Annotated in this window: 10 protein-coding genes and 3 pseudogenes; 12 read left to right on the forward strand and 1 reads right to left on the reverse strand. The window is 59.1% G+C overall.

Annotated features, from left to right (window positions below):
• The coding region (locus C1D09_RS16235) for a cysteine hydrolase family protein (protein WP_342780237.1) at window positions 1-694 on the forward strand (694 nt) is incomplete at its 5' end.
• A 325-nt stretch (window positions 695-1019) separates the two neighbouring features.
• Window positions 1020-1880, forward strand: a complete 861-nt coding sequence (locus C1D09_RS16240) for a MurR/RpiR family transcriptional regulator (protein WP_143975268.1) — start codon at window positions 1020-1022, stop codon at window positions 1878-1880.
• Between the two features lie 12 nt (window positions 1881-1892).
• Here the strand turns inward: C1D09_RS16240 and C1D09_RS16245 are convergent.
• Window positions 1893-2290, reverse strand: a pseudogene (locus tag C1D09_RS16245) (transposase); the annotation flags it as partial.
• A 466-nt stretch (window positions 2291-2756) separates the two neighbouring features.
• On the opposite strand from C1D09_RS16245, the gene C1D09_RS16250 reads away from it, so the two are divergent.
• From C1D09_RS16250 to C1D09_RS16290, 10 genes and pseudogenes are all read left to right on the forward strand, one after another.
• The gene (locus tag C1D09_RS16250) at window positions 2757-4064 is read left to right on the forward strand and encodes a serine hydrolase domain-containing protein (RefSeq protein ID WP_143975269.1); all 1308 of its coding nucleotides are present in this window, start codon (window positions 2757-2759) and stop codon (window positions 4062-4064) included.
• Window positions 4065-4455: 391 nt separating this feature from the next.
• Window positions 4456-4863, forward strand: a pseudogene (gene tnpA / locus C1D09_RS34350) (IS66-like element accessory protein TnpA); the annotation flags it as partial.
• Between the two features lie 57 nt (window positions 4864-4920).
• A complete protein-coding gene (tnpB, locus tag C1D09_RS16260; protein WP_425463421.1) occupies window positions 4921-5247 on the forward strand; it encodes an IS66 family insertion sequence element accessory protein TnpB in 327 nt (108 codons plus the stop codon).
• Window positions 5248-5356: 109 nt separating this feature from the next.
• Window positions 5357-6835, forward strand: a complete 1479-nt coding sequence (gene tnpC / locus C1D09_RS16265; protein ID WP_143975276.1) for an IS66 family transposase — start codon at window positions 5357-5359, stop codon at window positions 6833-6835.
• A 205-nt stretch (window positions 6836-7040) separates the two neighbouring features.
• On the forward strand, window positions 7041-8627 hold the full coding sequence (locus C1D09_RS16270) for an ABC transporter substrate-binding protein (RefSeq protein ID WP_143975270.1): 1587 nt from the start codon (window positions 7041-7043) through the stop codon (window positions 8625-8627).
• Window positions 8628-8680: 53 nt separating this feature from the next.
• Window positions 8681-8807: pseudogene (locus C1D09_RS34355) on the forward strand (ABC transporter permease); the annotation flags it as partial.
• A gap of 650 nt (window positions 8808-9457) precedes the next feature.
• Entirely contained in the window at window positions 9458-9901 is a 444-nt protein-coding gene (locus C1D09_RS16275) for a hypothetical protein (RefSeq protein ID WP_143975271.1), read from the forward strand.
• Between the two features lie 11 nt (window positions 9902-9912).
• Window positions 9913-10872, forward strand: a complete 960-nt coding sequence (locus C1D09_RS16280) for an ABC transporter permease (RefSeq protein ID WP_143975272.1) — start codon at window positions 9913-9915, stop codon at window positions 10870-10872.
• Entirely contained in the window at window positions 10869-11708 is an 840-nt protein-coding gene (locus C1D09_RS16285; protein WP_143975273.1) for an ABC transporter permease, read from the forward strand. The genes C1D09_RS16280 and C1D09_RS16285 overlap by 4 nt, the downstream gene beginning before the upstream one ends.
• The coding region (locus C1D09_RS16290) for an ABC transporter ATP-binding protein (protein WP_143975274.1) at window positions 11708-12825 on the forward strand (1118 nt) is incomplete at its 3' end. The genes C1D09_RS16285 and C1D09_RS16290, both read left to right, overlap by 1 nt.

Raw genomic sequence — 12825 nt, forward strand, 5'->3', positions numbered from 1 at the left:
ACCCAGAAAGGTGCTTTCTATGCAAAAACTTTCGCTCAAAGCCGCCAGTCCGTCCGACCGACTGCGGCCGATAGAACCTAAGAAGACTGCACTGCTGTCTATTGACATGCAGAATGCCGAATGGAGTCCAGAGCTAGTGGCTCAATCAAAGATCCCAGGCTCGCCGGATGCGCACAAGCGGTCATTTCTAGACCGACTCGACAGTGTCGTAATTCCTAACCAGAAACGGCTGCAGGCAGCGGCTCGCGCTGCAGACGTCGAGATCATTTACACGACTATCGAGGCTTACACACAGAATGGGCGGGACATTAGCCTCGACCACAAGATTTCCGGGCTGTTCCATCCCAAAGGTTCCTGGGAAGCGAAAGTCATCGAGGAAGTTGGTCCCGTCGGTGACGAGATTGTCATCCCAAAAACGGCGTCAGGGATTTTCAATTGCACCAATATAGAATACGTACTGCGCAATCTGGGCATTGAATATCTGGTGATATACGGTGTTTCAACTGACCAGTGCGTCGAGACAGCGGTGCGTGACGCCGCCGATCGCGGCTTCCTGGTAACCCAGATTGAGGACTGCTGCGCTGCTGAAGAGGAAGATAGGCACGCGCGATCAATCGAGGCCATGGATGGCCATTACTGTCGCATCCTCTCGACCGATGACATGATGGCCGAATTCGGCCGCGTTGCAGGCTAATTCCTGAATGATTCGGGAGTTGAAGGGCGCAGGGTCGCGAAGGCGGCCCTGCATTTGTCGCCTGCGCTTGGGCCGCTTGTGCGAAACCCTCAGTCCCTCTCGTTGTGTTTCGGCCCTTTAATTGCAATTAGCTGTCAACTGGCAAACGGCTCAAAAGCCATACTTTGTTCAGCGCCACTCAATGGGGCAGACTACGCAGCCGAAGAGACGAATAATGTCGGTCAAAGCCGCTTCACATTTCCCTCCTGATATGATTCTTTCATGGTGTGCGACGGGTTATAAGTGCTATGCAAGCACCAATGAGTGAATTAGATCGGCCATCAAAGTGACCGTGCGAGAAACAATATGGCGGGAGAGCGCTAATTTTACTGCCAGCGGGCGAAAGATTGGCAACGCAATCCTGGCAGATTATCCATTCGGCGCTCTTCGCACTATCCAGGAGCTCGCGGAGCGTACAGGTGTCAGCGCACCCTCGATTACACGCTTTGTCAGCAAGATAGGTTTCGCCGGCTACCAAGAATTTCAACGCCAATTAATAGCGGAGTTGCGAGAAAGCGGACGCTCTCCGCTGGAGCTGAAGACAACTGAAAAGCTTCACAATGGCAGCGCATTTCTTATTGACTATGCGTCGCGCGCCGCACAACGCCTCCAAGAGATGGGCGAACGTATCCCCCAAGAACAATTCGATCGAATCCTAACACTCGTTGCCGACCCTAATCGACATATATTTGTTGTTGGCGGCCGTGCCAGTGGTAATATCGCGTTATTACTTTCAACTCACCTCAAGCAGATAAGATCTGAAGTTCATCACTTGCCGAATGATGTTGAGGATTGGCCATATTTCCTCTTGGCGATGCGTAGAAATGATGTGTTTATTATGTTCGACTTTCGTAGATACCAGAGAGATTTGGTGTCACTTGCTGAAGTGGTTGCTAATAACCGAAAACTGTCAATTATACTGATCACTGATAAATGGATGTCGCCAATCGCACGTCATTGTGATCATATTATTGCCCTGCCGAGCGAAATCGAGACCGCATGGGATACATTGGTCTGCGCAACCGCATTTGTCGAAGCTCTTATTGTCAAGGTGTCTGAGGCAGACTGGCCCTCGACGCGAAAGCGCTTGGAAGCTTGGGATCAGCTCCGCATGGTGCGGCCAACTCAGCCACTGATGGAGAAATGATCGCGGCCATTGTCAACCAAAGAAAACTGTTGCTGATTTTGATGACAAGGCCGCCGTTCGGGCTTCGACGCATCTGACGACCGTGGCGGCGGGAATAACGGCATTTCCTCTGACGACGCGCTGGGACCCAGCGAAAGCCGATTTCATGGAAATACAGGTCGGCATGCTCGGGCTGATATATGAAAGACACCGGCTATGGTACGGCGGACGCGGGAGTCGAAGCTCTCTACTGAATTGACGTGGACGGCGTCACGAACATACTCACCGTTGGAATGTTTCACGTTCTCATGCTTGGCAAAGCTTTCACCAATGGCAATGAATACCTTGCCCCCTTCACTCATCAAATGAGCTGCGGGTTCAATCTGCGCTTCAACGACGCGTTCGCGTGCGTGCGCCGAAAGACTGGTCACGGCCTGCGGTTCCTTGGCAAGGTTCAAGGTCTGCAAGACACCCACCGACGCCGCGATCGGCTTGCCGGGTCAACCAGCCTGGCGAGAGATTGAGGATGGTATCGAGCGGCGCGCGCTCACGTGTTGGACATGATGGTCGACCGCATGCTTACCATTTCTTCGTCAAGACCGAGCCGACCCCCAGATTGAGGAAGCGTTCCTCGTTAGGACTCTTCCCGTAATTCGCTCGGCATGCCGTGGCTGTGGGCAAACAATCTTCAAGACCCAACCCGGCCGAATCGATCATATTGAAACCGTCTCGGTCTCGGGTCCCCTCTGGATGGCGTGTCGCACTGCGTAGGCAGCAAGAAAACGCCGATTTCCAGCGTTGACGAGATGTCGTGCGAGCGAAGCAGTCCGTCGAACATTGCTATAAAGGAGATGAGGTCAATCTATCTAGGCCACACTTAGAGGTAGGAGCATTTCGATGTCGCAGGAATTCGATGGTCTCAGCCGCCGCGTTGCCGGCAAGTCATCGCAGTCCGATCCCCAGTCATGGCAGCTCGATCCGAGGTTAGGCGCACCCATGATCCCGGCGGATGAGTGGTCCTATTGGCCTTACAGCAGCTGGACATTTTCACACGTAAGCGAATATACGCGAACCGCCAAGGTTTGGCGGGGGCCAGGACCGGTCCTGCCGCTTCCACGGCGGCTTGTGGATATTGGTGACGTCGAAATAGCGTCCAGAGACGGCCGGCGCGCCACAATTCGCGAATATCTCGAGAGCGACTATACTGACGGGTTTCTGGTTCTGCATCGCGGCGAGATCGTGTTCGAAACATACATGAATGGCATGGAGCCGCACTCGAAGCACATCGCCAGATCGGGTTCGAAGTCCATCACGGGGACGGTGTTCGGGATCCTTGTCCACAAGGGGCTCATCGACCCTGAAAGTCTGGTAACACGGTATTTGCCGGAACTTGAAGCAACCGCATATCGCGGCGCCATTGTGCAGAACTTGCTGGACATGACTGCGGGCGCGACCATGAAGGGGTCATGGTACGTGCCACATACCGATTACTTCAACTACGGCGTAGCATCAGGGTATTTCGGCCCCGCCGAGGCACATCCTGACGCTCCAGCCGACGTATGGCAGGCCATACTGCGGATAACGGATCAGGAGGCGCCGCACGGCACACGGTTCGCGTATTTTGACCCCAACATCGACCTGCTGGGGCTCATCATGCAGCGCGTAACCGGCAAGTTTCTTCCGGAGCTGTACAGCAGTGAATTGTGGGGGCCGATGGGAGCGGAGGAAGACGCCTGCCAAATCGTAGACAAATCCCGTTTCGCAATGTCGTCCGGGGGGTTCCAAGCCACACTTCGTGACTTTGCACGCTTCGCGCTTCTGCATCTGCGCCGCGGCAGACTGAACGGGAGGCAGATCGTCCCATCTGAATGGATCGAGACGACACGACGCCCTAAGCCTCTTCTATTTGAGTTGTTCGGAAATCCGAGCGTATCTGAGAGATCAGAGTTGCCAAACGGTGCTTATCACAATACTTTCTGGATCGAGGATCAAGAGAGAGGAGCCTATATTGCGTGGGGATATGGTGGCCAAATAATCTATATTGATCCTGAGGCGGACTTCGCGGTGGTGAAACTCTCCCACCAACGTGACAAATTGCCGGAGAAACGCTCACAGTGGCCTGACCACGTATACCAGGTCCGCAAACCCCTCCCGTTTGATCCATTTGCGGCGTTCCGCGCCATCCGAGATGAATTGGAGAGCTAAGGACTATGATGGGATGCGCTGCTCTCTGCTGCTGGGTAAGTCGATCGCGTGCAGCCAGGATGTCACGCCGCGTCCAACGTATAGATCGGCTGCGTGTGCTGCGATGTTGTAGGTGGTCACTCGGGTCTTGATGGCATTGCGATCGGGAGGACCGAGATGTTTTCATCGGCACCACAACCGCGATGCTATTGTGGTCTCGGAGTTCATAAGGCCAATCGAGCACCGAGACGTTGACCAAGAGGTAAGGGCTGCGTTCGGCCTTGCTTTGCCGCATCTCCGGAGGGGAGATGGTCGCCGCATTCACCGCAATGCGCGGTAAGCGCTGTCCCGTTGGCACCTTTCGCGCGTTGTCGTGAGCGACGATGCTCGGAGCCTTTGAGGGCTTCGACACATGACGATTTCAGAGCTTACGCTTAAGTCCAGGGACGAGGAGCCGGTTCGACGGCTTGAGATATTCACGGGTTCTGGACGGCGGCGCGAATGGTTGCCGGAGGAGAAAGCGCGGATCGTGGCGGAAAGCTACGATGCTGGCGAGACCGTGAGCGCGGTGGCTCGGCGACATGCATTGTCCCCGCAGCAGCTGTTCGCCTGGCGCCGGTCCGCGCGGGTGCCGTTGGCGAATGCGCCGGCACCGGAGCCGTTGTTTGTTCCAGCGGTGGTCGCGGCACAGGAGCCCGAACCGGCGGGGAAGCGCGCGAGATCGACACGGAAGCGGAAGGCCGCGCGAGAAACCGGCGTGATAGAGCTGGAGATTGACGGCGTCGCCATGCGGGTCGGTCGTGGCGCCGACGCCAGGACGGTGGCGGCGTGCGCTGAAGGCGCCGTCGTGATCGGGCCGACGGGTGTGGTCAAGGTGATGGTCGCGACGAAGCCGGTGGACTTCCGCAAGGGGGCCGAGGGCCTGGCGGTGCTGGTGCGCGAGACGATGGGCGCCGATCCGTTCTCTGGCGCGGTCTACGTCTTCAGGGCCAAGCGCGCCGACCGGGTCAAGCTGGTGTACTTCGACGGCACCGGCGTGTGCCTGCTGGCGAAGCGTCTGGAGGACGGGAAGTTCTGCTGGCCTGCCATCACCGATGGCGTGGTGAGGTTGTCGGCGGCGCAATTGCAGGCGCTCCTGGAAGGGTTGGATTGGCGGCGCGTGCATGACGCCCGCGAGACGCGCGCGCCGGTCGCGGCAAGTTGATTCCATGGGAGGCTAGAGGCGCTGGCAAAGCATTGGAATGCATGATTGAATCGGCCTTGTGAGCAACCCGGCCGAGCCTCAGACCAACGATCCGATCGCGCTTCAGGCGATGCTCGCGGCGGAGCGCGCCGAGAACGAGCGGCTGCGCCAGATCATCAAGGAACTGCAGCGCCACCGCTTCGGCCGCAGGGCAGAGAGCCTGCCGGTCGACCAGCTGCTGCTGGGCCTGGAAGAGGCCGAGCAGATCGAGGCTGAAGGCTTCGCCGCGGAGGACACCGCCGATACTGCCAAGCGCGAGGCTCGCGCCAGGAAGCGCCGCGCCAACCGTGGATCACTGCCCGCGCATCTGCCGCGTATCGAGCAGATCATCGACATTCCCGACAAGATCTGCCCGTGCTGCAAGGGAATGCTGCATGTCATGGGCGAGGATCGCTCCGAGCGCCTCGACATCGTGCCGGCCCAATTCCGCGTCATCGTCACGCGCCGACCGAAATACGCCTGCCGGAGCTGCGAGGAGGTCGTGGTGCAGGCACCGGCTCCGCCACGGCTTGTCGAGGGCGGCATCCCGACTGAGGCGACCGTCGCCCATGTGCTGGTCTCCAAGTACGCCGACCATCTTCCCCTGTATCGCCAGGCGCAAATCTACGCCCGCCAAGGCGTGAACCTGGATCGCTCGACGCTTGCCGATTGGGTCGGCAAGGCGGCTTTCCTGCTCCGCCCCATCCACGAGCGGTTGTTCGAGCGGCTGAAGGCGTCCGGGAAGCTCTTCGCCGACGAGACCACGGCGCCGGTGCTCGATCCCGGGCGCGGCCGCACCAAGACGGGCCAGCTGTTCGCTTATGCTCGCGACGATCGCCCCTGGGGCGGGATCGCTCCACCTGGCGTCGCCTATCACTATGCACCCGACCGCAAGGCCGAACAGCCACTGCGGCACCTTCAGGGCTTCGTCGGGATCCTGCAAGTCGACGGCTACGCCGGATACCGGGCGTTGGCCGAGCGCAATGCCGTGAGCCTGGCGTTCTGCTGGGCGCATGTCCGTCGACGCTTCTACGAACTGGCCCAGTCCGGGCCCGCGCCGATCGCCACGGAGGCGCTCCAGCGCATCGCCGAGCTCTACAAGATCGAGAACGAGATACGGGGACGCTCGCCCGAAGAGCGGCGCACCGCGCGCCAGGAGAGAAGCCGCCCCATCATCGATACCCTCCAGCCATGGCTGCGCGAGAAGCTCGCCCTGGTCAGCCAGAAGAGCAAGCTCGCTGAAGCAATCCGCTACCCGCTCTCGCGCTGGGCCGGACTTGGTCGCTTCCTCGACGACGGCCGCGTCGAGATCGACTCCAACGTCGTCGAACGCTCGATCAGGCCAATCGCCCTCAATCGGAAGAATGCGCTCTTCGCCGGTTCCGACGGCGGTGGCGAGCACTGGGCGACCATCGCCTCGCTCGTAGAAACCGCGAAACTCAACGGCGTCGACCCGTACGCCTACCTCGCCGACGTCATCACCCGCATCGTCGCAGGCCATCCGCAAAGCCAGCTCGACGACCTGCTGCCCTGGGCCTATGCCCCCGCGCCACTCAAGGCCGTGGCCTGAGAACAGCGGTTACAATGCGCGGAGGCGTCACGCCGATTTGAGTCCAGACCTGAATTAAACGGTACTGTGCGCGAATAATAGAAAGAACGCCGGTTTCCTGCGTTTATAGAGATTTTTCTCCATAAGGCGCTTCAGTGGGTTGATACTATCGAATAGGGCTTGCATGTAGCTCACAGGGTAACCCATCGCAGTGAGGAGCATCTCGATGTCGCAGGAACTCGACTATCTGAGCCGCTGTTTAGCTGTAGGTCGGCTGAGCCGACGTGAATTTCTCGGACGTGCTGCGGCGCTCGGCGTTTCGGCGACGTTCACCAATTCGATGCTTGCCAGCGCTGCGCGCGCGCAGGGGCCAGTCCGCGGCGGTATCATCAGGGCCGGCCTTAGCGGCGCTGCGGCAACCGACAGTCTCGATCCGGCGACGGCCTCGACCTTTATATCAATGTTCGGCAATTGCTGGGGCGAGTATCTTGTGGTGCCGCTACCCGGGGGCGGACTGGAAAATCGCCTCGCCGAAGAAATCGTTTCGTCCAAGGACGCGAAGACCTGGACGATTAAGATCCGCAAGGGGGTGGAGTTCCACAACGGCAAGACCGTGACTGCGGAAGATGTGGCGGCAACGCTCGAGCGTCATTCTGACGCCAAGTCACAATCCGGCGCGCAAGGCCTCCTGACGAGCATTGATACAATCAAGTCCAAGGGCGGCGAGGTGGTCGTGACGCTGCAGGGTGCCAATGCTGACTTTCCTTATCTGATGACCGATTATCATCTCATCATTCAGCCGAACGGCGGCAAGGACAACCCGACTGCCGGCATCGGCGCAGGCCCCTACAAAGTGGCAGTGAACGAGCCAGGCATCCGCGCCGGCGGCGAGCGCTTTGCCAATTTCTGGCAGCCAGACAAGATGGGTTTCGCGGACCAAGTCGAGCTCTTAGCCATTAACGATAACACGGCCCGCATCTCTGCGCTGCAGGCCGGCCAGGTGCATATGATCGACAGGGTCGACCCCAAGGTCGTGGATATGATCAAGCGCGTGCCGAACCTCAAGGTCGAGGCCATGTCGGGTCCAGCATACTATTGCTTCAACATGTTCTGCCACACCGCGCCATTTGACAACAACGATCTGAGGATGGCGCTAAAGCTCGCCATCGACCGCGAGGAGATGCTCAACACGATCCTGCGTGGGTACGGCACGCTCGGCAACGACTTCCCGATTAATGCCGCCTATCCGCTCTTCTCCGAGGATATCGAGCAGCGTGCTTTCGATCCAGACAAGGCCAAGTTCCACTATCAAAAGTCCGGCCATGACGGTCCGATCCCGCTTAGGGTCTCCGGCGTGGCTTTCCCGGGTGCTGTGGATGCCGCACAGCTCTACCAGCAGAGCTGCGCCAAGGCCGGTATCAATATTGAGGTCAAGCGCGAACCGGACGACGGCTACTTCTCTGATGTCTGGCTAAAGCAGCCTTTTTCCGCCACCTACTGGTCCGGTCGCCCGACGCAGGATCAGACATACTCGACTACCTATCTATCCACGGCGCCCTGGAACGACACGCATTTCTTCAATGAGAAATTCGATAAACTTCTCATCGAGGCGCGCGCTGAACTCGATCAGGATAAGCGCAAGAACCTCTATCGCGAGATGGCCATCATCGTTCGGGACGAGGGCGGTGTGATCGCACCGATGTTCGCACAGGAAATCGACGCAATCTCCGATAAAGTTGGGGGCTATGTTAGCGGACGGCGCACAGGTCTGATGGACGGTTTCGCCTTCAACAAATGCTGGCTCACGGCCTAATGCCTTCGAGTGGGTGCGCTTCGCAGTGGGCCCTTTCTTCCCTCGATCCGAATTTCGCTGGCACTCAACGTTGCCGGAGAGTTGCGGCAAGCGATCCTCGGCCAGCAGGCGACTCCCGAGGCGCTCGCCAATCTAACCGCCGAGCGCGGCCTCTACGGTCCTGCCTATTTGCGCGGCTTCCGCTAGCTGGGCGGAATGCTCTGATCTTGGGAGGTGGACACTATGCGGCATGAGTTCCGCGACGTCGCGCCTTCTGTGGAATATTCTGGTGCATGAAACTTGAGGTTCAATGCAGAGGTCAGAGTGCTTGTAGGCGCCTCATTTTTGGGGACGATGCTCACGCGTGTTAGGAAGAAATTGTTTCACAGTTTCTATGACCGTTGCCCGGCTTGGGTGCGTAAGCGAAGGCGATCCCTAGGCGTTGTCCTGGTCGGCAGAGGTGCAATTAATGACCATGGCGTCGCCATTCAGGAGATGGTGCTGAGCAGCGTTGGTTGGCGCTGACGTCCGCTCCTTGCGTTCGGCGCGCCAGACGTCTTTTGAGGCGCGCTGCCTGAGCGCTAGCCGCCGCGATCATTTTCTCTGCCGATGCGGCTGGCGCGTGCGCCCCGAAGGGGAATCGAAATCCGGTTCTGGTGTTGGGCAAGAAACCATAATCGCGCTCGTCCGATCCCTTCGATCACTGGAAAAATGAGGATAATCGCCTTAGTGCGCGGATGCTAAGAAAATGCCGGTTTCCTGCGCCCTTGGAAGAGAAATTGATGAAAAGCGGCTCACTGAGCTTAGTAGCATCACAAAAGTCAGGGCGCTTGGCAATAGGGAGGATCTCGATGTCGCAGAAAGTCGACTATCTCAGCCGCTGCGTCGCTGCAGGCCGGCTCAGCCGACGTGAATTTCTCGGCCCTTCATCTGCGTTAGGCCTTAACCTCGCGCCCGCCAGTACGCTTCTTGCTGGCGCCGCGAAGGCGCAGGTGCTCCGAAACGGCGGCTTCCTGAAGGCTGGCCTCCAGGGCGGCGCAGCGACGGACAGCCGCGACCAAACGTCCTTACCTGGTACGGTCCCCCTCGTCTGCGGAAAATGGTGGCGCGAGTTACTGATCGAACCGCCTCCCGACCTCGGCGTCGAATATCGCATCGCCGAGGAAATCAGCTCGTCGATGGACGGCAAGACCCGGACGATGAAGGTCCTCAAAGGTATCCAGTTCCACAACGGCGAGGAAGTCACCCCTCAGGACAATGCCTCCGCATTGGTGCAATGCTTGCTCGAAGCGTGAACGGAGTGTTTATGAATTCTGCCATTCTGACGCTGGTTGCCCAGCGCATCGCGCTAGGCATTTTGCTCCTCTTCGCCGTCTCCGCGCTGATTTTCGTAGGCACCCAAATCCTCCCAGGCGACGTAGCCCAGTCAATCCTCGGACAGGCGGCGACGCCCGAGGCCGTCGTCAATCTGCGCCGCGAACTTGGCCTCAACGATCCCGCCACCGTGCGCTACTTCCACTGGCTGGGGGGGGTTTTGACCGGCGATTTCGGTACCGCGCTCACCTCGCGGCAGGAGATCACCGCGACACTGATGCCACGGCTATGGAACACGCTGTTCCTCGCCTTCTCAGCTGCCGCAGTGGCGGTTCCACTCGCCATTCTGCTCGGACTGCTTGCTGTTCGCTATCAGGGCGGCTTGGTCGACAAGACGATCTCGGGCCTCGCACTTGCTTCGACCTCCTTACCGGAATTCTTCATCGGCTACGTGCTGATCTTCTTTTTTGCCGTGAACTTGCAATGGTTCCCATCGATCTCGACCGTCTATGACGGCATGCCGTTCTTCGATAAACTGAAGGCTATCGTGCTGCCGGCGACCGTTCTGCTGCTGGCCGTTCTGGCGCACATGATGCGCATGACGCGAGCTGCTATCCTCAACGTCATGCAGTCTGCTTATGTTGAGACGGCGGAACTGAAAGGCCTGTCGGCCTTCAACGTCATCCGCAAGCATGCTTTCCCCAATGCCATCGCGCCGATCATCAACGTCGTCATGCTTAACCTCGCTTATCTCATCGTCGGCGTCGTCGTGGTCGAGGTAATCTTCGTCTATCCGGGTATGGGGCAGTATCTCGTCGATCACGTCACCAAGCGTGACGTGCCGGTGGTTCAGGCGATCGGCCTCATCTTCGCCGCCGTCTATATCGGCCTGAACATCGTCGCCGATATCGCCTCCATTCTCACCAATCCGCGTTTGAGGCATCCGAAATGACCGCGGTCACGCTTAGATATGTTCGCACAATCCCGCTCGGGGCTTTGATTGGACTAACCCTGACGGGGCTGTTCGTGGTCTCCGCGCTTTTCGCGCCATGGATCGCCCCACACGGCAATGGCGAGATTGTGGGCGACGTATGGGAGCCGCTATCGTGGGCGCACTGGCTGGGGACTGACAATCTCGGCCGCGACCTCCTGTCGCGCATGCTCTACGGCGCCCGCACCACCATGGTCATCGCCGCGCTGGCGACCACGCTGTCCTTCTCGCTGGGATCGATCCTCGGCTTCACCGCAGCCGTCGTCGGCAGCTGGTTTGACACGCTCATGTCGCGCTTCGTCGACCTTTTGATGTCGATTCCCACCCTGATCTTCGGTCTCGTCGTTCTCTCGGTGCTACCGTCGAACCCCGTCACCCTGATAATGGTGATGGGCATCCTCGATTCCACCCGCGTGTACCGACTTTCGCGCGCAGTTGCTGTCGACATCAACGCAATGGACTTTGTTGAAGCAGCTAAGTTGCGCGGTGAAAGTCTCGGCTGGATTATCTTCTGCGAGATCCTGCCCAACGCACTATCTCCGCTGGTGGCAGAACTCGGCCTGCGTTTCATCTTTTCGGTGCTGTTCCTCTCGGCGCTCTCGTTCCTCGGCCTTGGCGTGCAACCGCCGGAAGCGGATTGGGGCGGCATGGTGAAGGAGAACAAAGACGGCATTATCTTCGGAATACCTGCCGCTCTCATTCCGGCGGCTGCGATCACGACGCTGTCCATATCCGTCAACCTCGTCGCCGACTGGGTGCTTACTCGTACCGCCAGTCTCAAGGGAGGACGGGAATGATGGTTAAGATTCATGCAAAGCCGCGGCGCGAAATTGGCGTTCTGCTCGACATCCGGAATCTCAAGGTCGAGGCGACCGTCTATTCGCCTGGCGAGAAGCCGCGCGACGTCACCATCGTGGACGGGGTGTCGCTGCAATTGCAGCGCGGCAAGGTTCTGGGACTGATCGGTGAATCCGGCGCCGGAAAGTCAACCACCGGCCTTGCCTCAATGGGTTATGGCCGCGGCGGAGTGCGTATCACCGGCGGCGAGGTGTTGCTGAACGGTCGCGACATCCTCAAGGGCGGCGTTCGGGGTCTACGGAAGGTGCGCGGAAGCGAGGTCTGTTATGTCGCGCAGTCGGCTGCTGCCGCGTTCAACCCCGCTCATCGGCTCATGGACCAGGTCGTGGAAGCAGCGATTCTGCATGGCTTTGGGACCAGGGCGGAGGCAGAGAAGCGCGCGCAGGCCCTGTTCACTAAACTCCGCTTGCCCGACCCCAAGAGCATCGGCTCCCGATATCCACATCAAGTCTCCGGCGGCCAATTGCAGCGCGTGATGACTGCGATGGCGCTTTGTTCCGAACCGGACCTGATCGTGTTCGACGAGCCGACCACGGCTCTCGACGTAACCACGCAGATCGATGTGTTGGCCGCCATCAAGGACGCAATCCGCGACACCGGCGTCGCGGCTCTCTACATCACCCACGACCTTGCCGTGGTGGCCCAGGTCTCGGACGAGATCATGGTGTTGCGGGATGGTAAGATGGTGGAGCACGGGGAAACACGACAGGTCATCGAGGCGCCACGCATGGACTATACCAAGGCGTTGGTGTCGGTTCGTTCGATCGAGCATGAGGAAAAGGAACCCACGCCCAAGCCTCTGTTGTCCGTGGGGAATGTCACTGCCGCTTATGGCGGCGATGTCGTGAAGGTTTTGCAGGACGTCTCGGTTGACGTCCACCCCGGCCAAACGCTGGCTGTCGTCGGGGAATCTGGCTCGGGGAAATCGACGCTCGCCCGAATAATCACGGGGCTGCTGCCACCGATCGCCGGCAGCATCACCTTCGCCGGACGCACGCTCGCGCCTAGGCTTGCCGACCGATCAAAGGACGATCTGCGTGAATTGCAGATGATCTA

It is taken from the genome of Mesorhizobium intechi (assembly GCF_002879535.1).
Classification (GTDB): Bacteria; Pseudomonadota; Alphaproteobacteria; order Rhizobiales; family Rhizobiaceae; genus Mesorhizobium; species Mesorhizobium intechi.

Bases quoted from the DNA above. Each gene is read 5' to 3' on its own strand.
- tnpB (WP_425463421.1), top strand. From the start codon at position 4,921: ATGGTCGCGACGAAGCCGGTGGACTTCCGCAAGGGGGCCGAGGGCCTG.
- C1D09_RS16275 (WP_143975271.1), top strand. From the start codon at position 9,458: ATGTCGCAGAAAGTCGACTATCTCAGCCGCTGCGTCGCTGCAGGCCGG.
- tnpC (WP_143975276.1), top strand. From the start codon at position 5,357: ATGCTCGCGGCGGAGCGCGCCGAGAACGAGCGGCTGCGCCAGATCATC.
- C1D09_RS16250 (WP_143975269.1), top strand. From the start codon at position 2,757: ATGTCGCAGGAATTCGATGGTCTCAGCCGCCGCGTTGCCGGCAAGTCA.
- C1D09_RS16280 (WP_143975272.1), top strand. From the start codon at position 9,913: ATGAATTCTGCCATTCTGACGCTGGTTGCCCAGCGCATCGCGCTAGGC.
- C1D09_RS16285 (WP_143975273.1), top strand. From the start codon at position 10,869: ATGACCGCGGTCACGCTTAGATATGTTCGCACAATCCCGCTCGGGGCT.
- C1D09_RS16270 (WP_143975270.1), top strand. From the start codon at position 7,041: ATGTCGCAGGAACTCGACTATCTGAGCCGCTGTTTAGCTGTAGGTCGG.